General features: G+C 70.3%; 16 protein-coding genes. 9 read left to right on the top strand and 7 right to left on the bottom strand.

Going from position 1 to position 17,744, the window contains the following annotated elements:
• Positions 1-19: 19 nt before the first annotated feature.
• A complete protein-coding gene (locus ABIC53_RS09535; protein WP_323987267.1) occupies positions 20-1,429 on the top strand; it encodes an L-serine ammonia-lyase in 1,410 nt (469 codons plus the stop codon).
• Between the two features lie 150 nt (positions 1,430-1,579).
• Positions 1,580-2,005: an Hsp20/alpha crystallin family protein gene (locus ABIC53_RS09530; protein WP_064956137.1), complete on the top strand. Its 426-nt coding sequence runs from the start codon at positions 1,580-1,582 to the stop codon at positions 2,003-2,005.
• A 138-nt stretch (positions 2,006-2,143) separates the two neighbouring features.
• On the opposite strand, the gene ABIC53_RS09525 is transcribed toward ABIC53_RS09530, so the two are convergent.
• Complete coding sequence (locus ABIC53_RS09525; RefSeq protein ID WP_354451260.1) at positions 2,144-3,523, bottom strand: HNH endonuclease signature motif containing protein; 1,380 nt, start codon at positions 3,521-3,523, stop codon at positions 2,144-2,146.
• Positions 3,524-3,657: 134 nt separating this feature from the next.
• Positions 3,658-4,089 carry a MarR family winged helix-turn-helix transcriptional regulator gene (locus tag ABIC53_RS09520; RefSeq protein ID WP_354451258.1) on the bottom strand — a complete coding sequence of 144 codons (432 nt, stop codon included), beginning with the start codon at positions 4,087-4,089 and terminating at the stop codon, positions 3,658-3,660.
• 35 nt (positions 4,090-4,124) lie between these two features.
• Between ABIC53_RS09520 and ABIC53_RS09515 the strand changes: the two genes are divergently transcribed.
• Together ABIC53_RS09515 and ABIC53_RS09510 are read left to right on the top strand one after the other, a co-directional pair.
• A complete protein-coding gene (locus ABIC53_RS09515; protein WP_354451256.1) occupies positions 4,125-5,924 on the top strand; it encodes a DUF2207 domain-containing protein in 1,800 nt (599 codons plus the stop codon).
• A 300-nt stretch (positions 5,925-6,224) separates the two neighbouring features.
• Entirely contained in the window at positions 6,225-6,557 is a 333-nt protein-coding gene (locus tag ABIC53_RS09510) for a hypothetical protein (protein ID WP_112616605.1), read from the top strand.
• Positions 6,558-6,579: 22 nt separating this feature from the next.
• Here the strand turns inward: ABIC53_RS09510 and ABIC53_RS09505 are convergent, their stop codons facing one another.
• The 3 genes from ABIC53_RS09505 to ABIC53_RS09495 form a co-directional block, all read right to left on the bottom strand.
• A complete protein-coding gene (locus ABIC53_RS09505) occupies positions 6,580-7,644 on the bottom strand; it encodes a sodium:calcium antiporter (RefSeq protein ID WP_323987270.1) in 1,065 nt (354 codons plus the stop codon).
• A gap of 69 nt (positions 7,645-7,713) precedes the next feature.
• On the bottom strand, positions 7,714-8,952 hold the full coding sequence (locus ABIC53_RS09500) for an amidohydrolase (RefSeq protein WP_354451253.1): 1,239 nt from the start codon (positions 8,950-8,952) through the stop codon (positions 7,714-7,716).
• A gap of 23 nt (positions 8,953-8,975) precedes the next feature.
• Positions 8,976-9,410, bottom strand: a complete 435-nt coding sequence (locus ABIC53_RS09495; RefSeq protein ID WP_282502107.1) for a VOC family protein — start codon at positions 9,408-9,410, stop codon at positions 8,976-8,978.
• Between the two features lie 140 nt (positions 9,411-9,550).
• Between ABIC53_RS09495 and ABIC53_RS09490 the strand changes: the two genes are divergently transcribed.
• Positions 9,551-9,679, top strand: a complete 129-nt coding sequence (locus ABIC53_RS09490) for a hypothetical protein (RefSeq protein ID WP_256978038.1) — start codon at positions 9,551-9,553, stop codon at positions 9,677-9,679.
• Between the two features lie 96 nt (positions 9,680-9,775).
• Here the strand turns inward: ABIC53_RS09490 and ABIC53_RS09485 are convergent, their stop codons facing one another.
• Complete coding sequence (locus tag ABIC53_RS09485; protein ID WP_282502108.1) at positions 9,776-10,804, bottom strand: aggregation-promoting factor C-terminal-like domain-containing protein; 1,029 nt, start codon at positions 10,802-10,804, stop codon at positions 9,776-9,778.
• Positions 10,805-11,032: 228 nt separating this feature from the next.
• On the opposite strand from ABIC53_RS09485, the gene ABIC53_RS09480 reads away from it, so the two are divergent.
• The 4 genes from ABIC53_RS09480 (at position 11,033) to ABIC53_RS09465 (ending at position 15,947) form a co-directional block, all read left to right on the top strand.
• Positions 11,033-11,506: an S-ribosylhomocysteine lyase gene (locus tag ABIC53_RS09480; protein ID WP_114588189.1), complete on the top strand. Its 474-nt coding sequence runs from the start codon at positions 11,033-11,035 to the stop codon at positions 11,504-11,506.
• 24 nt (positions 11,507-11,530) lie between these two features.
• Positions 11,531-12,175 (top strand): hypothetical protein, encoded by a 645-nt coding sequence (locus ABIC53_RS09475; RefSeq protein WP_282502109.1) that lies wholly within the window; start codon positions 11,531-11,533, stop codon positions 12,173-12,175.
• An 81-nt stretch (positions 12,176-12,256) separates the two neighbouring features.
• Entirely contained in the window at positions 12,257-13,759 is a 1,503-nt protein-coding gene (locus ABIC53_RS09470; RefSeq protein ID WP_502915520.1) for a PepSY-associated TM helix domain-containing protein, read from the top strand.
• Between the two features lie 88 nt (positions 13,760-13,847).
• A complete protein-coding gene (locus ABIC53_RS09465; protein ID WP_323987275.1) occupies positions 13,848-15,947 on the top strand; it encodes a glucose PTS transporter subunit IIA in 2,100 nt (699 codons plus the stop codon).
• Between the two features lie 102 nt (positions 15,948-16,049).
• Here ABIC53_RS09465 and ABIC53_RS09460 read toward each other — a convergent pair whose 3' ends face one another.
• Complete coding sequence (locus ABIC53_RS09460; protein WP_282502111.1) at positions 16,050-17,684, bottom strand: bifunctional NAD(P)/FAD-dependent oxidoreductase/class I SAM-dependent methyltransferase; 1,635 nt, start codon at positions 17,682-17,684, stop codon at positions 16,050-16,052.
• Between the last annotated feature and the right edge of the window lie 60 nt (positions 17,685-17,744).

Genomic DNA, 17,744 nt, shown 5'->3' with positions numbered 1-17,744 from the left:
GCTGGCGTAGCCTGGGCGAGTGAGCGCTTACGTCTCGGCGTTCGAGCTGTTCTCCATCGGTGTAGGACCCTCGAGCTCCCACACGGTCGGCCCGTTGCGTGCTGCCCGTGCTTTCGTCGTCAGGCTGGAGGCCGCGGGGCGGCTTCCCGAGGTCGCACGGGTCGGCTGCGTGCTGTACGGGTCGCTCGGAGCGACCGGGATCGGGCACGGCACGCCCGACGCCGTGGTCGCAGGGCTACAGGGTCATGCGCCCGAGACCGTCGATCCCGACGTGGTTCGCGGCGCGTGGACCGAATGGGTCGACGGGTCGCCCCTGGTGCTCGCGGGGTGGCACGCGGTGCCGTTCTCGCGGAGCGACGTGACCTTCGAACCGCGGACGCGGCTTCCGGAGCATCCCAACGCGATGACCCTGAGCGCGTGGGACGCCGCGGGCGATCTCGTCGCGTCGGAAACGTATCTCTCGGTCGGGGGCGGCTTCATCCGACGCGCAGGCGAAGCCGCCGAGGCGGGCGGACGGCGCGGAGGTTCGGGCGCTGTCGCCTGGCCGTACCGCTTCAGCACCGCGGCGGAGCTGCTCGAGCTGTGCGAGCGCGAGCAGATGAGCATCGCCGGCCTCGCGCGCCGCAACGAGGAGGCACTCCGGCCGGAGGCCGAGGTCGCTGCCGGCCTCGACGCGATCTGGGATGCCATGGCGGGGTGCGTCGAGGCGGGGCTTCGAGCCGACGGCACCTTGCCGGGGATGCTGCGCGTGCGGCGCCGGGCGGGGGCGATGCGGGCGCAGCTCGAACAGGCGGAGGCGGCGGGTGGGCGTGAGCTGCCGGGGGAGTGGCTCGGTGCTTTCGCGCTCGCCGTCAACGAGGAGAACGCGTCGGGTGGACGCGTGGTCACCGCGCCCACCAACGGTGCCGCAGGAATCCTTCCGGCGGTGGCTATGTACTGGTGGCGGTTCGCGGCGAAGTCGCGGCTCGCGTCGGAGGATCTGGATCGGCGCCGCGGCATCAGGCGGTTCCTGTTGACCGCGACGGCGCTGGGGTCGCTGTTCAAGGCGAACGCGTCCATCTCGGGTGCGGAGGGCGGCTGCCAGGCCGAGGTCGGATCTGCGTGCGCAATGGCTGCGGGAGGCCTGACGGCGGTCATGGGCGGCAACAGCGCGCAGATCGAGAATGCGGCGGAGATCGCGATGGAGCACCACCTCGGGCTCACGTGCGACCCGGTCGGTGGCCTCGTGCAGATCCCGTGCATCGAGCGCAACGCGATCGCGGCGTCGACGGCGGTCACCGCGGCGCGACTCGCGTTGCGGGGTGACGGGCAGCATTACGTGTCGCTGGATGCCGTCGTCGAGACGATGCGCCAGACCGGGATCGACATGTCGCACAAGTACAAGGAGACGAGCGAGGGCGGTCTCGCCGTGAACGTCGTCGAGTGCTGAGAGGCCCTCCCGCGCCCCGTCTTCGGGGCGCTGTTCGCTGTGCGAGAACCCTTGGCACTCGATGGGGGAGAGTGCTAATCTGGATGCAGTTGAGCCGAGACGGCTCAACTTTCAGATCTCAACACGAAGCATCAGAGAAGGGAAAGATCGATGGCTACTTATGACCCGTTCCGCGACCTCGACCGCATCGCCTCGAGCCTCTTCGACACGCGCCGCGGCCCCCGTCGCATGCCGATGGACCTCTACCGTGACGGCGACCACTACGTGATGACCGCCGACCTGCCGGGCATCGACCCGGGCTCGGTCGACATCGACGTCGACGGCCAGCTGCTGACCATCCGCGCCGAGCGCACGCTCGCGAGCGGTGACGGAGTGAAGTGGATCACGCGCGAGCGTGAAGCCGCGAGCTTCCTGCGTCAGCTGAACCTCGGCCAGGGCGTCGACACGGAAGGCATCGCCGCGACCTACAACAACGGCGTCCTGACTGTGACCATCCCGGTCAGCGAGAAGGCCAAGCCGCGCAAGGTCGAGGTCACGACCGACGCAGCCGCGCCGGTGGTGCCGATCGAGAACTGATCGCGCAGATCCGCGTTCGCACGACGGGCGGCCGCAGCTCTTTCGGGGGCGGCGGCCGCCCTTTCGCGTATATCCCCCAGCGCCCGCGACCGATTCGAAGGTGCGCGATGCGCGCGCCCGACTGCGTGGCTGCAGCACTCAGAAGGGTGGCGGTTCGTCCGGCGGTGGTCCGCCGGGTGCGGCATCCGGTGGCGGGTCCGTGTCGATGGTGAAGCAGACCGCGGGTATGGGGACGTCTTCGCGGTAGACCCTGCCCAGGGGTGAGGTCCATTCGAGGACCCCGCCGCCGACCTGCCTGACCTCCCACTTCGTGAACTGCTTCATCGAGTGGTGTCGTTGGCAGAGGTGGGCGAGGTTGAAGATGTGGGTGTGCCCGCCGAGGGCGTAGTCGATCGTGTGGTCGATCTCGCAGCGGAGCGCGGCTCGTCGGCATCCGGGGAACCGGCAGTGCTGGTCGCGGGCCATCAGGAGTTTCTTCATCGAAGCGGTGGGCCGGTAGGTGTCGATCTCGACCGGGGTGCGGGTGACGGGGGCGATGAAGAGCCGGTCCCACTCGCTGACCTGCCCGGCGAGCTCGCGTGCCGTGTCGGCATCGATCAGCGCAGCGCCCACCGCTTCCGCGGGGTTCTCGTCCTTACCTATCAGCGTCTCGGCGGTGACCGCCACCTGAACCCGCGCGCGGATCGCCCCGAGGCCACCAGCCCGGTCGATCCCATACGTCGGGTCAACGACCGGCGCCCCGCCGAGCACCAGGTCGCCGAGGATGTCGGCGCGCAGCTGATCCATCGTCCTGGTGTCGGCGGGCTTACCCGACCCAGCGGCATCCGCCCCGGCACCTTCCGCCCCATCGCCCTCCGCCCGGGCGTCCTTCACGGACTGCCCCATCTGCGTCAGCCGGTCGAGCATCCCGGCGGCGATGACCGTCGGAAGGTTCGCGACGAGATTCGACATCCCATCCGACCGGTGGAACACCCGTACGCACCGCTCCGCCGCCGCGGTCTTGTGCCGGTCGGTGAAGGTCTGCGGGTGAAGCCGCGCCGCCAACGCGTCCAGCGCACCACGCACGCGCGAGGGCACGTCCCGCTCACACACCCCGATCGCGGCTTCCGCGAACGAATCCCGCACCTCAGCTGGCACCCCCGCGCCGACCCGCACGACCACATCGACGTGGCCGCGTTCGATCCGCCGGTGCGCCCATGCGTCCAACACGGCGGGGTAGTCATCGATGACGGTCATCGCGTGGTCGATCTCGCCCTGCAGCCGCCGGTCCGTCAACCGCGCCATGCCCGCTGCTTCGGCCGCGACCGACCGCAGCTCCATGTCCGACGCCATGCTCCGCACCCCATCACGGCGAGCGTCGTGCAGCGCGGCGTGGCCCAGGTCGGCCAGCGCCCGGGTGCGAGCGATGTCAGCGGCGTGAGAGAGGTCAAGGGCCTCCGCGTATCTCGCAAAAGCGAGCGCTTGCGACGGCGTGACGTCGTCGCGTCGCGCCTCGCCACCCCCGTCACTCGCCGTCATGTTCCCATTGTGACAGCGGGGTACGACATCCGAGTCGAACCTATGTTCGGTTGTCGAAAGTCGGGGCACCGTTCCGCCTGGGGAGGAAACGACACCGAGCGACACCGCGCGACCGGCTCCGGTCCGCGCGGTCGTCAGGACAGACGTCGCAGCTTCGTCGTCAGCTGCTCGAGCTGCTCGAGCTCTTCGGTCGACAGCACCGACATGCGTTCGGCGATGGAGCGGCCGTGGGCGGCGGCGAGTCGACGAAACGCCGACATCCCCTCCGGCGTCGCCGTGAGCATTGCGCCGCGGCCATCCGTCGGGTCGCCGCACTTGGTGATGAGGCCGCGCGCGACCATCCGATCGACCAGGCGCGAGACGCTCGGCTGGCTGATGAGCATGTTCGCGGTGACGTCTCGCAGGCGAGCGCGATGGCCCGTGCCTCGCGCGACCGTCAGGAGCACGTCGTACTCGGCCTGGGTCAGCTCATCGCCGGCGAAGTCATTGCTGATGTCGTCGAAGATCTCGTGCTGCGCGCGGAAGAGACTCTCCCACGCGGCAACGGCGCGACGACGATCGTTCATGGCGACAACTTTACTGCCCGCCTAAGCTGGTCGGCATGATGCGTCGCACCCGGGCGGCACTCGCGATTGTGGTCCTCGTGCTGATCACGGGCCTTTTCGGGCTGGCGGTCCCTGCCGCGGCATCCGCCGACGAATCCGCCGATCTCGACGCCTTCGTCTTCGATTCGCTCGCCGTGGACTACACCCTCAGCCGCGACGAGGACGGCACGGCCAGGATGAGGGTCGTCGAGACCTTCGTCGCCGATTTCCCCCAGTCCGATCAGAACCGGGGCATGCGCCGCCTTCTGCTCGAGACCTACAACGGGCAGCCGCTGCATCCGGAACTCATCTCGGTCACCGACGAGAACGGCGATGCCCGTCCCGTCGAGACCGACAGCGAAGACGGCACCCTCGGCATCCTGACGCGCGGGCCCGAGTACCTGCACGGGCCGAACACCTTCGTCTTCACCTACGACCTCGAGAATGTCGTGTGGGACTTCCCGGACACCGGGCTCGAGTTCTACTGGGACGTCAACGGCACCGACTGGAATCAGCCGTTCCGGCAGGTGACGGCCACCTTGCGGGTCGACCCCGCTATCGCGGACGCCCTCGCCGGCCGGCAGGCCTGCTATGTCGGCGAGCAGGACAGCACCACGCCGTGTCCCGAGATCGTCGCCTCACCGGACGGAACCGCGATCACCGCCTCGGCGACCAACCTCGCGCCGCACGAGACGCTCACTTTCGCCGTCGGGTTCGAGGAGGGCACGTTCGAGGTGTACGACACCGGGTTCCTGGCGTCGCCGCTCGGATGGCTCCAGTCCGGGTCGACGGCGCTGCTCGCCGGCGCCACCGGCTGGGCGCTGCGCAATCGCCGGCGGTACCTCCGCGACGAGCCCGGGCGCCCGACGGTCATCGCCGAGTACGCGCCACCGCGCCGCATCGATGCGATCGACGCGGCGGTGCTGTTGCAGAAGACGTCGAAGGCGATTCCCGCCGAGGTCCTCGAGCTGGCGCTGGTGGGCGCCATCCGCATCGTCGACGATGGGAAGAGCCGCTGGGGACGTGCGAAGCTGCAGGCGGAGCTCGTCGACCCTCGGGCCGCAGACGAGAACGGGCGCAGACTCCTGCGCGGCATGTTCCCGCATCACCGTCGTGGCGAGGTCTACCGCTTCGGCTCCTCCGACACCCGGCTGTCCACCGAGACCCAGCGGGCGCTGAAGATGGCCAAAGACAGTCTCCGCGGTCGCGGCATGTACAAGCCTGTGCCGGCGGGAGTGCGTGGCTGGCCCGTCGCCGCATGGGCCATCGCGGCGGGTCTGGTCATCCTGTTCGGTGCGCTCGCGCTGAACGCTTACGTCCACCCCGCACTGCCCATCGTCGGCATCGTTCTGGCGGCGGCGTCGTTCCTGGTGGTCGTCTTCGCGGTCGCCGGTGAGCCGCTGTCGGACACGGGGGCGGAGATCCGCGACCACCTGCGCGGGCTCGACCTCTTCATCCGGTGGGCCGAAGCCGACCGCATCCGGATGCTGCAGTCGCCGACCGGCGCTGAGCGCGAGCCGGTCGCAACGGACGACCCCCGGGAGATGCTCCGGATCTACGAGCGGCTGCTGCCGTACGCCGTGCTGTTCGGCCGCGAGAAGGAGTGGGCTGCGCACCTGACGGCGCTCTACGGCGACGCAGGCATCGCGACGCCGGGGTGGTACGTGGGAACGGCGGCGTTCGATGCGTCATCGTTCGCGGCAGGTATCGGCACGCTGTCGTCGGCGGCATCGTCGTCGTCATCGACCTCGGGCGGGTCGAGCGGGGGCGGGTCTGCCGGCGGGGGAGGCGGCGGAGGCGGTGGTGGCGGCGCCTGACGCGTCGTCACGCGCGGTCGTCACGCGCGGTCGGCTCTCGCGGCCGGAAAGCAGTTGAGGGTCCGACCGAAGAGGCATTCGGTCGGACCCTCGTCCCTTTGCACCAAGAGTTTCCTGCAATCACATGCCGGTGGCTGCCACAGCAAAACAGCTACCGTGCGAGCACTCTATAACGGCGAGGTAACGACGAGCAAGGGTTTTCCCGTTATCTTTTCGTAATCATTGGAAACGCTGAGCCGGCACCTCGACGACATCCGGTTTTCGGCCTCCGCAGTGCCGCGGGTCTGTCAGGATGAGCGCGTGCACGCCCACGGCCGAGACACCGCCAGCGGACCCTTCGTGGTCACGCTCGTCGTCGACCTGCCGATCGCCAAGCCCGATGCCCTCGAGACGATCGCCTTCGTATCGGACGGGGCGATCGAGAATGCGGGTACGGCCTTCCCGCGCGTCGGGCTGGGCCGGGACGTGTGGGCCGAGGTGCAGATCCCGAAGTTCGCCGACCCGCCGCCGCTCGCCGTCGACGTCTGCTCGGACGTGTCCTGGGATGTCGCGGCGACGGAGGCCGCGCGGTTGGCCGATGCGCTGCGGCGGGTCGGATGGTCGGTGCGGTCGCCGCGCTCCGACGAGGTCTGAGTCGCCCGCGCGTCGCGGTCGGTCACGCGGCGACGGCGAAGAGCCCCGCGATCCCCGCGCCGTAGAGAACGAGCACGGTCAGCGAGTCGACACCCATCCCGGCGATCCGCTTCGCGGGCCGGAAGATGAGTCCGATGACGTAGACGAGCGTCAGCAGCGCGGCCAGCGCGGTGAGGTAGATGTCGGCTCCATTCGCCTGCGGCAGCACCGCCTGGCCCGAGATCAGGGTGGCCACGAGGAACAGCACGGGCAGGAACGCATTGCCGCCGAAGATGTCGCTCATCGCGAGATTGTCGTCGCCCTGACGGATGGCCTGCAGCCCCGTGGAGATTTCCGGCAGCGCGGTCGCGAGCGCGAGGATGGTCGCGCCGAACAGCACACCCGACAGGCCGATCTCGTCGGCGATGGCGTCGCCGACCCGCTCCAGCACGACACCGGCTCCGAGCGTCGCGAGCGCGGAGACCGCGAAGATCGCGACGACCGCCCCGGTGCTCATCGAATGATGCGGATGCCGCGGCTTGGCGCGCCGGTGGCCCGGGGTGTGTTCACTCGCACCCGGCGACGTGCCGTTCTCGTGCCAGGGGAGGTGCTTGCCGGCGCGCTGCACGAGGAAGAGCCCGGCGAGCCACAGCGCCGCGATGAGCACGACATCGGGGGTGACACGTGCGACGACGAGGTCGCTGGGAAGCTGGCTCCCCGCCATCACGACCGCGAGCACGGCGACCACGATCACGGCTTCGAGCACGAGGACGAGGGATGCGGCGCGATAGGTCAGCGGCCTGACCCCGCGACCGCGCTTGCCGAACAAGTCGAGGATCACCAGCACCACGGTCTGCAGCGCGATGCCACCCAGGATGTTGCCCACGGCGACTTCGAGGTTGCCCGCGATGGCGGCACTGACGGTGATGGCGATCTCGGGCAGGTTCGTGGCCACAGCGAGCACGATCAGCCCGCCGAACGCGCTGCCGATGTGCCAGCGATCGTCGAGGACGTCGGTCGACTTCGAGAGCTGGATGCCGGCCACCCACACCACGGCGGCGGCAGCGGCGAAGACCAGGAGGAGCAGCCAGAGGGGCAGGTTCGACATCCCCTCAGTGCACACCCGAACCTGTGCGACGGCGTACCGCTTGCGTTCGCGGCCGGAATGGACTCCGGCTCAGCGGAGCCAGCTGGAGCGTCCGAACCGCTCCCACCGCTCGACGATGTGCACATCGCCGTCATCCGTGGTCTCGAGCACCGTGGTGCCGCCGATGACGACGTGCTCGACTCGCGACTCCACCGCGAGCGGGTCGCCCGACCACAGGACGAGATCGCCGTCGCGACCGGCCTCGAGGGCGCCGACGCGGTCGTCGAGTCGCAGGATGCTGGCCGGGTTCGTCGTGAGCGCCTGCAACGCGACATCCGCCGGGAGGCCCTCTCGCACGGCGAGGATCGCCTGCAGACGGATCTGGTCGATCGGCACCACCGGGTGATCGGTCGTGATGGCGACGGTGACGCCGGCCTCGGCGATCAGGGCGAGTGCCCCGATCGCCCGGTCGCGCAGCTCGACCTTCGAGCGCGAGGTGAGCATCGGCCCGAAGATGACGGGGATGCCCTTCTCGGCCAGGACGTCCGCGATCTTGTGGCCTTCGGTGCCGTGGTTCACGACGAGCCGGTAGCCGAACTCCTCGGCGAGCCGGATCGCGGTGACGATGTCGTCGTGACGGTGGCTGTGCTGATCCCACAGCAGCGTGCCGTCGAGCACCTGAGCGAGCGTCTCCTTGCCGAGGTCGCGCTCGAACGGCTCGCCCTTGGCCGCCGCTGCATCCCGCTTCGCGACGTAGTTCTGGGCGCCGACGAAGGCGTCGCGCAACACGGACGCGACGCCCAGGCGGGTCGAGGGCGTCTGCTTCTTGTCGCCGTAGACGCGCTTCGGGTTCTCGCCGAGGGCGGACTTCACCGACACGTTCTCGGCGATCACCTGCTCGTCGACGGTGCGCCCGCCCCACGTCTTGATGGCGACGGTGCGTCCGCCGATCGGGTTGCCCGACCCCGGCTTGATCACGACGGAGGTGACGCCGCCGCGCAGGGCGTCGCGGAACCCGACCTCGTCGATGTCGATGCCGTCGAGCGCGCGGAAGCGGGCGCCGTTGGGGTCGGTCATCTCGTTGGTGTCGTTGCCCGACCAGCCCTCGCCGTCCTCGTGGACTCCGAGGTGGCCGTGGGCCTCGACGAACCCGGGCAGAACCCAGCGCCCCGCGGCATCCACGATCTCGGCGCCGTCGGGCACGGGCGTCTCGGCCCCGCCGACGGCGATGATCACGCCGTCCGTGACGATCACCGTCCCGCTCTCGATGACGGGCGCGGACACGGGGACGATGCGGCCGTTCACGACGGCGAGGATGCGGGGGGCCATGCCCTCGACCCTATGCCGGACGATCACTGGAGGCAGAACTCGTTGCCTTCGGGGTCTCGCATCTGCCAATACCGCTCGGGCCACGCGCCCCACTGCTGTTCCACCAGTCGCACGACGCTCGCCCCGAGCCCGACGAGACGATCCTTCTCGGCATCCACGGCCTCGGCCGTCGCGCGGCGAGCACCGTCGACGGGTGCGACCGACACGTCGATGTGCAGGCGGTTGCGCCCCCTCTTCGAGCCGTCGGCGTGGTGGAAGTACAGGCGGGGTCCGCGGCCCTCGGGATCCTCCGCGAGACCTCGGCGGTCGAGATCGTCATCGGTCAGGCCGGCATCGAGCTGTTGCCGGCGCATGTCGTCGGGCCAGTCGAGGCGCGGATAGCCGAAGACGTCGGCCCAGAAGTGCGAGAGCGCCCGTGGGTCGTCTGCGTAGAAGGTGATGTTGCCGAGCCTGTTCATGGTGACCTCCTCGTCGCGACCGACGGTACTCCCGCCCTCCGACAGTGGGTACACCCGGTATCGCTGGACGGCAACGGGGCTGACCGCTCGCTGGCGACGTCGTAGCGTGAGCCACTCACGAACTGCAGGGAGGAACCACCATGAGCCTCAATGGAAACGTGCCCTTCGTCGCACCCGGTGAGATGCCCATCGACCCGATCGAGGAAGCTCCGACGCTCGAGGTCACGGCTGAGGACCCCCTCGACGAGGACCCCCTCGACGAGGACTGACCCCGCTCCGGAACGGCGAAAGCGCACGTCCGCACGGTCTCCCGCGCGAGCGGACCGTGCGGACGTGCGCTTTCGCGAACCGTCAGCGAGCGGTGATCAGTACCAGCCGACCGACTGCGAGTGGCCCCAGGCGCCGCAGGGCGAGCCGTAGCGGCCGGAGATGTAGCCGAGGCCCCAGCGAACCTGCGTGACGGCGTTGGTCTGCCAGTCGCCACCGGCCGAAGCCATCTTGCTGCCGGGAAGCGCCTGCGGGATGCCATACGCACCGCTGCCGCTGTTGTAGGCCTGGTAGTTCCAGCCCGACTCCTTGTTCCAGAGCGAGACGAGGCACGAGAACTGGTCCTGGCCCCAGCCGAACTCGCCGAGCATGTTGCTCGCGGCCTGCTGCGCGGCGCCGGGGGAGTTGTCGCCCGTCGAAGCGACCGCCGAAGCAGCGGGCGCGGACGACGACGACGAGGACGAGGACGACGAGCGCGAGCCGCTCGAACGCTGGGCTGCGGCTGCGGCGGCCTCGTCCTCGGCCTTCGCCTTCGCGGCGGCCTCAGCGGCTGCGGCCTCTTCGGCGGCGATCCGCGCGGCCTCTTCCTCGGCGGCCTTCTGCGCCTGTGCGGCCTCGAGACGTCCGCGGAGGTCGGCCGTCTCGGCCTGCACATCGTCGGTCGCGTCCGTGAGCTTGTCGGTGAGGTCGGGCAGGAGCAGCGTCGGGATGACCTCGGTGTCCTTCAGGCCCTCGATGCGCTCGCGCAGCTGCGTCGTGTCGATCGTCGTATCGCCCTCGATCGGAAGCGCGGCGGCCGAGACGTCACCGGTCACGGTGGCGGCCTCGACGACCGATGCCTCAGCCGCGGCGACGGCGTCGCTCGTGGCCTGTTCGATCGCGCTGAGCGGCTTCGCCGTCGACGTGGCCGCGGCGGTCACCAGTGCAGCGCGCTGCATCACCGGTGCGGGGCCGGATGCCGTGGGCAGTGCGGCCGAGGCAGTCGTGCCCACGACCGCGGTCAGCCCCATGGCCAGCCCGAGGGTGAGGGCGGCGGGACGGACGAAGCGGCGTGATGCGGAGCTGGAGCTCACGCTGGCGGAGCGCCGCAGGTCGCGGCGGGTGGTCTGGCTCGACGAAGAAGTCATGCGAACAGGGGCGGTCCTTCGATGTTTGCGGGCACCGCGAGGCGGCGGGCGTCTCGGGCGGACGCACAAAACTCCCCGAGTCTGCGGGTTGAGTCTGGACGAGTCCCGGACAGTCCCTGGACGTAACCTGAATGCCCGACCGCGCCGAGCCCATGACGGGGAGCGTTACTCTGGCCGGAACGGCGGCGCTCGGCGGCCGTCCGACCGTCCGCGTCGAAGGAGGAACACGTGGCTGAAATCGAGAGCTTCACGCTGGATCACACCGCTGTGCTGGCCCCGTACGTGCGCCGGATCGGCGTCGAGCACGGACCGGACGGCGGAACCATCACCAACTTCGACGTCCGCTTCGTGCAGCCCAACGCCGGCGAGATCCCCACCGCCGGCATCCACACCATCGAGCACATGCTCGCGGGTCTCCTCCGCGATCGGATCGCGGGGGTCATCGACATCTCGCCGTTCGGATGCCGCACCGGCTTCCACCTGCTCATGTGGGGCGAGCCCGAGGTCGCCGATGTCGTCGCGGCGCTCACCGGCAGCCTGCGGTTCATCGCCGAGGAGGCCGTCGAGGCCGACATCCCGGGCGTCTCCGCTCTCGAATGCGGCAACTACCGCGACCACTCGCTGCACTCGGCCCGCGAGTGGTCGAAGACCGTCCTCGACCAGGGCATCAGCCTCGACGCCTTCTCCCGCGTCGGCGTCTGACGCCGGCCGACCGACCGCCGCGACGTGACCTCGTCTCGCCACCAGCGCGCGCTGCGAGCCGCCGCTGCCGCGACCCTGGCCACGTTCGTCGCGCTGCTGTCGCACGTCGCAGCGGGAGGCGAACCGCCCTCGGCGTTGGGCGCCGCCCTCCCGTGGGCGCTGTCGCTGATGATCAGCCTCCCCGTCGTCGGGTGCCGCGTCTCGGTCGTGCGCCTCGGTGCCGCGGTCACGGCCGCGCAGACGCTCTTCCACGTCATGTTCGCTCTCGGAGTCGTGCCGCTCGCAGGCTCCGCACGGATGCCCACGCCGGCGTCGGGCCTGACGGGGCCGTTCAGCCTGCACGCGGGACATATGTCGCTCCCGGCATCCCCGTCCGCGCCGGGTGAGATCGCTGCGGCAGCCCCGGACGCCGCGATGATCGGTGCCCACATCCTGGCGGCCGCCATCACGACCCTGCTGCTGCATCGCGGCGAACGGCTGCTCGCGGCGCTCGCCGATCTCGCGCGGCGCATCGCGACGCGGCTGCGGTCTGTGACTCGGGATGCCGTCCCTTCCGCGCCGATGCCGCCGCGTCTGCGCCCCCTCGCGTCGAGCGTTCGCACACCGCGCCTTCGCGCCCTCGTCGCGGCGCCCGCGCGTCGCGGCCCGCCCGCTCTCCTCGCTCTCTGACGCCCCGGCGCCCGTCGGGGCGATCCGTCGTGCGCGCTGACCATGCTTCGCGTGCCGGCACCCCGATGACCGAGGAGTCCCATGTCCATCACCGAGTCATACGCGTCCACCGACGGCGCCGCCGATACGGGCGGCGCGCCCGCCACCACGTCCCGCGAACACGCTCCGCCCCGGCGGTCGCGTGCGTGGGTCATGCCGCTGCTGCTGCGGATCCACTTCTTCGCCGGCATCCTGGTCGGCCCCTTCATCCTGATCGCGGCGCTCAGCGGAGCGGTCTACGTCGTGACGCCGCAGCTCGAGCGCGTCGTCTACGCCCATGAGCTCAGCGCGCCGGTCACCGAGACGACACTCCCGATCGGCGACCAGGTCCGCATCGCCGAGGGGTACATCGGTGACGCCGCCTCGCTCGCGGCGGTGCGGCCCGCGCCCGCAGCGGGCGACACGACGCGCGTCATGTTCGCCCAGGAGGGGCTCGGTCCGAGCCAGACCCGCGCTGTCTTCGTCGACCCCGGAACGGGCGAGATCCGAGGCGACCTGACGGTCTACGGCACGAGCGGCGCGCTGCCGCTTCGCGCGTGGGTCAGCGACCTGCACCGCAATCTCCACCTCGGCGAGCCGGGCCGCCTCTACAGCGAGTTCGCCGCCTCGTGGCTCGGCATCGTCGTGGTGGCCGGGCTCACGCTCTGGGTGGTGCGGCTGCGTACGGCGCGCGCCAAGAAGGACCTGTTCCGCCCGAAGCGCGGAGCGCGGGGCTACCGACGCCTCTTCGGGTGGCACGCGTCGCTCGGAGTGTGGCTCGTACTCGGAGCGCTCTTCCTGTCTGCCTCCGGCATCACGTGGTCCACCTACGGCGGTGCGAACGTCTCGACGCTGCGAGCGGCACTGTCGTGGCAGAACCCGGCGCTGTCGACGGCGCTCGGTGACACCGGCTCCGGTGGTGCTGCGGGAGCCCATGCGGACCACGGGGTCGTCGCGGCGCCGACCGCCGCGGTCTCACCCGACACCTTCGACGACGTGCTCGCGGTCGCGCGCACCGAGAACGTGAACGTCGGCCTCATCGAGATCCGGCCGCCCTCGGCTGCGGGGCAGGCGTGGGTCGTCCAGGAGATCCAGCGCAGCTTCCCGACGGAGGTCGACGGTGTCGCGATCGACGGCGACACGCTCGCGGTCGTGGACCGGGTCGACTTCGCTGACTACCCGTTCATGGCGAAGCTCGCGCGGTGGGCCGTCGACCTCCACATGGGGTCGATGTTCGGCCTCGTGAATCAGCTCGTCCTGTTCGTGGTCGCCGCAGGGATCGCGACGATGGTCGTGCTCGGGTACCTGATGTGGTGGAAGCGCCGGCCCACCCGCGACCCCGCTCGCCGGATGGGCACGGTCCCCGGCGAGGCCCTTCCGAACGCGCCGGTATGGGGTGTCGTGCTCGTGGTGGCCGTCGCGATCGGCATCGGGTACTTCCTTCCCCTCGTCGGCCTGCCGCTCGCCGCGTTCGTCATCGGGGATGCGCTCGTACAGGGCGCCCGGGGTCGTCGGGCGCGGAGATCTTCCTCCGGGGGAGCGGAAACGAGTGTGGTCAGGCCATGACTGGTCAAGCCCTCGTTCCCGGCGAATTCTCAGGGTAAAGTTCCGGGCGAAGAACTCCGGCCACCCGTCGGAGAACAGGAGAGAAGCCATGGCGACAAGCCCCGCTGAATCGATCGTCGACGCCGTCGGCGGTCCGGGAAACATCGAGAGTCTGACGCACTGCGCCACGCGCCTGCGTTTCCAACTGCGCGATTCCTCGAACGTCGATCAGTCGACGGTCGAGGCGATCCCCGGCGTCATGGGCGCCGTGCCGCAGGCCGGGAACCGCTACCAGGTCGTCATCGGCGGAGCCGTCCAGAACGTCTACAACGACATCAACGCGCTCCCCTCGATGTCGGGCGCCGGCGGTGGCGCTGTCGACGAGGACGACATCGACTCGGTCAAGGCGCGCGAGCGCGCGAAGGGCCCGCGCGGCAAGGTCGCCTGGCTCGACTCCCTGTTCGAGTTCCTCTCGGACTCGTTCCGCCCCATCCTCGGCGCGCTGCTGGGCGCATCTCTGTTCATCACGTTCATGGCGCTGATGGCGACGCTCGGCGTCATCCCGGCCTGGAACGCCCCGGGCGTCGTCCTCGACCCGTCGTGGCAGTTCGTCAACCTGATGTGGCAGTGCGTCTTCATCTTCCTGCCGCTCATGGTCGCCTACAACGCGGCCAAGAAGGTCGGGGCCGACCCGTGGGTCGGCTTCGCGATCATGGCCGTCGTGATGCTGCCGCAGTTCTCGGGTCTGGCGACCCAGGAGGGCGCGCAGCAGATCAACTTCCTCGGTTCGGACATCACGACCGTCTCGGTCTTCGGTCTGCCGCTGACGATCTTCGACTACAGCTCGCAGGTGTTCCCGCCGCTGCTCATGGCGGGTGCGCTCGGGCTGCTCTGGAAGGGGCTGCGCAAGGTCATCCCCGAGAACATCCAGCTGATCTTCGTGCCGTTCCTGGCGATGCTGATCATGATCCCGCTCACGGCCTTCCTCATCGGACCCATCGGTGTGTACGCGGGTGCCGGTCTCGCGAACCTGCTGAGCTCGATCAACGACTTCTCGCCGTTCATCTTCGCGGTCGTCATCCCGCTCGCGTATCCCTTCATGGTTCCGCTCGGCCTGCACTGGCCGATCAACGCGATCATGCTGCTGAACATCCAGAACCTCGGCTACGACTTCATCCAGGGCCCGATGGGTGCGTGGAACTTCGCCTGCTTCGGCGCGACCGCCGGCGTGCTGTGGATCTCGTGGCGTGCCCGTGACAAGCAGATGCGGCAGACGGCGACGGGAGCCCTCGCGGCCGGTCTGCTCGGCGGCATCTCGGAACCCTCGCTCTACGGCATCCACCTGCGCTTCAAGCGCATCTACCCCCGGATGCTCGTCGGATGCCTCGTCGGTGGTCTCATCATCGGCATCGGAGGTGGCGTCAAGACACAGGCGTTCGTGTTCACGTCGCTCCTGACGATCCCCGCCTTCGACTCGGTCGTCCTCTACGGCATCGCCGTGCTCGCGGCGTTCGTCGTCGCGATGGCCCTCGTCATCATCAGCGACTACCGCACGCCCGAGCAGCGCGCCGAGTTCGAGGCGCAGCGCGATAAGGCCGAGGCGAAGGCCGGCGCGACGGCTGCCGGTGCTGCGGCAGCGCCCGCTGCGGCTGCGGCCTCGGGCTCGGGCTCGTCGACCGCGGCACCCGCGCAGACCGCGCAGGGGACCGCGACCGCGACCCTCGACAAGCCCGGCGCCACCGATGAGGTGTCGGCGGCGATCGAGATCGCGTCTCCGCTCGACGGCACGGCCGTCGCGCTCTCCGAGGTGCCGGACCCCGTCTTCGGTGGCGGCGTCATGGGTCCGGGTGTCGCGATCGAGCCGACGGGCAACACCGTCGTCTCGCCCGGTGCCGGAACAGTCGCGGCTGCACAGCCGACCGGTCACGCGTTCGGCCTCGAGCTCGACAACGGGGTGGAACTGCTCATCCACGTCGGCATCGACACCGTCAACCTGAAGGGCGAGGGCTTCGAGGTCCACGTCAAGGCCGGTGACCGCGTCGAGCAGGGCACGCCCCTCGTGACGTTCGACCGTGCCGTGATCGAGAAGGCGGGCTACCCGCTGATCACGCCGGTCATCGTCCTCAACGGCGACGCGTTCGCGACGGTCGACCCCGTGGGCTTCGGCCCGACGACGACCGGCGCCCCCCTCCTGGTCCTGGAGAAGTAACTCCTCAACCCCCGACCCCCAACGTCGACTCGCCACGAATCGCGGATGCCGGGCTCCCGGCATCCGCAGATTCTGGCGAGTCGACGTTTTACGTAGGCGGGGTCAGGGGAGGCGGCGGAGCAGGAGGACGCCGTCGAGCGGGTGCGGGGGACGGGATGCCGCGTGGCCCGATGCCGCAGAGGCGGCGTGCTCGCGGATCTCTCGCCGCTCGACGATCTCCTCGCGCTCGACTACCCACTCTGTGGGGTCGAGGTCGAGCGCGGCGCGCTCCTCGGCGGGCGTGGGGAACGGAGGATGGTCGGGATGGTCGTGCGGCTCGCCGTCCTCGGGCCCGCGCGGCGGTCCGCCGGCATGCGACACGACGAGCAGTCGCCCGCCCGGGGCGACGTGGCGGAGGGCGGCGCGCAGGAGAGGGATGCGGGAGAACTCCGGGTCCCACGAGTGCAGGAAGCTCGTCGTCACGAGGTCGAACTCGCCGAGCTCGGCCGCGTCGATCTCCCCGGCGACGAAGGTCGCGTCGACCTGAGCGTCACGGGCGGCCGCCTGGGCCCGTGAGACCGCCGTCGGCGACAGGTCGACGCCGGTCACCGACCACCCGCGCGATGCGAGCCACAGGGCGTCGCCGCCCTCGCCGCAGCCCAGATCGAGCGCCGCGGCCGGAGTGAGCGAGCCCGCCGCCTCGAGCTCGGCGATCACCGTCGAGGTCGTCTCGTTCACGCGCCCCGACCACACCCGGTCCGTCTCGGCGTATCGCGCCTCCCAGTCGGCGGCGTGACCGCGGCGGCGCTCGAGCGCTGCGGCGGCGTCGCGGCCGACGAGCGCGGCGTTGACCGCGGCGCCGGCCATCGACCCGGCGCCCATCGACAGGGGGACGTTCGCCATCGGTGCGACGACGTTGCCGGCGGCCCACACGAGGGGGTGGCTCGTCGCCCCCGCCGCATCGACGGCGATGAACGACCCGACCGGTCCGTCGGCGCGGGCGAGGTCGAGCCCGGCGAGGAAGCCGTCGTGAGGCTCGAGGTGTCCGCCGGTGAAGATCGCGTCGATCGCCACGCGCTGCCCATCGGCGGTCACGACAGCGCCGATCGCCGCGTCGTGGGCGTCGTCCGCCGCTTCCGCCGGGCCGGTGACGGCGACCACGGGCGAGGAGACGGTGCGGATGCCGCGAGCGCGCAGCCGCTCCCGCACGTCGTCCCCGAGGTCACCCGCCGCAGCGGTGAACGCCACGACGTCGGGGCTCCACTGCCGTACGAGCTCGATCTGGTGCAGGCTCATCGGCGACGTCGCGAGCACGCCGATACGGCGATCGCGCACTTCCCAGCCGTGGCAGTAGGGGCAGTGCAGCACGGTCCGTCCCCAGCGCTCGGCGAGCCCCGGCACATCGGGCATGCGGTCGGAGACGCCGGTCGCGACGAGAAGCGCTCGCGTCGTGATCCGCTCGGTGCCGCCGGCGAGGACGACCTCGAGGCCGCCGTCGATCTCGGTCACCGACGCGACGCGCGCCGAACGGAAGGCGACGCCGTAGCGTTCCGCCTCTTCGCGGCCGCGTCGGCGGAGCTCGGTCGGCGAGGTGCCGTCGAAGCCCACGACGGCGTGCATGTGCTCGGCGAACCGATTGCGCGGGCTGTCGGAGTCGAGCACGAGGGTGCGGCGGCGAGCCCGCCCGAGCATCTGCGCGGCGCTGAGGCCGGCGGGGCCGGCGCCGACGATGACGACGTCCTGATCGAGATTCTGCATGTCGAACAGCATCCGGATTCGAGTGCTCTCTGGCAAACAGGTTTGCGGAAATGGCAAACT

The sequence above is a fragment of the Microbacterium sp. 1262 genome (assembly GCF_040544895.1).
Classification (GTDB): domain Bacteria; phylum Actinomycetota; class Actinomycetes; order Actinomycetales; family Microbacteriaceae; genus Microbacterium; species Microbacterium plantarum.
This window is presented reverse-complemented; position numbering and strand designations above follow the sequence as displayed.

Bases quoted from the DNA above. Each gene is read 5' to 3' on its own strand.
- ABIC53_RS09495 (WP_282502107.1), bottom strand. From the start codon at position 9,410: ATGAACAGGCTCGGCAACATCACCTTCTACGCAGACGACCCACGGGCG.
- ABIC53_RS09500 (WP_354451253.1), bottom strand. From the start codon at position 8,952: ATGGCCCCCCGCATCCTCGCCGTCGTGAACGGCCGCATCGTCCCCGTG.
- ABIC53_RS09525 (WP_354451260.1), bottom strand. From the start codon at position 3,523: ATGACGGCGAGTGACGGGGGTGGCGAGGCGCGACGCGACGACGTCACG.
- ABIC53_RS09470 (WP_502915520.1), top strand. From the start codon at position 12,257: ATGTCCATCACCGAGTCATACGCGTCCACCGACGGCGCCGCCGATACG.
- ABIC53_RS09530 (WP_064956137.1), top strand. From the start codon at position 1,580: ATGGCTACTTATGACCCGTTCCGCGACCTCGACCGCATCGCCTCGAGC.
- ABIC53_RS09485 (WP_282502108.1), bottom strand. From the start codon at position 10,804: ATGACTTCTTCGTCGAGCCAGACCACCCGCCGCGACCTGCGGCGCTCC.
- ABIC53_RS09520 (WP_354451258.1), bottom strand. From the start codon at position 4,089: ATGAACGATCGTCGTCGCGCCGTTGCCGCGTGGGAGAGTCTCTTCCGC.
- ABIC53_RS09490 (WP_256978038.1), top strand. From the start codon at position 9,551: ATGAGCCTCAATGGAAACGTGCCCTTCGTCGCACCCGGTGAGATGCCC.
- ABIC53_RS09515 (WP_354451256.1), top strand. From the start codon at position 4,125: ATGATGCGTCGCACCCGGGCGGCACTCGCGATTGTGGTCCTCGTGCTG.
- ABIC53_RS09460 (WP_282502111.1), bottom strand. From the start codon at position 17,684: ATGCAGAATCTCGATCAGGACGTCGTCATCGTCGGCGCCGGCCCCGCC.
- ABIC53_RS09465 (WP_323987275.1), top strand. From the start codon at position 13,848: ATGGCGACAAGCCCCGCTGAATCGATCGTCGACGCCGTCGGCGGTCCG.
- ABIC53_RS09505 (WP_323987270.1), bottom strand. From the start codon at position 7,644: ATGTCGAACCTGCCCCTCTGGCTGCTCCTCCTGGTCTTCGCCGCTGCC.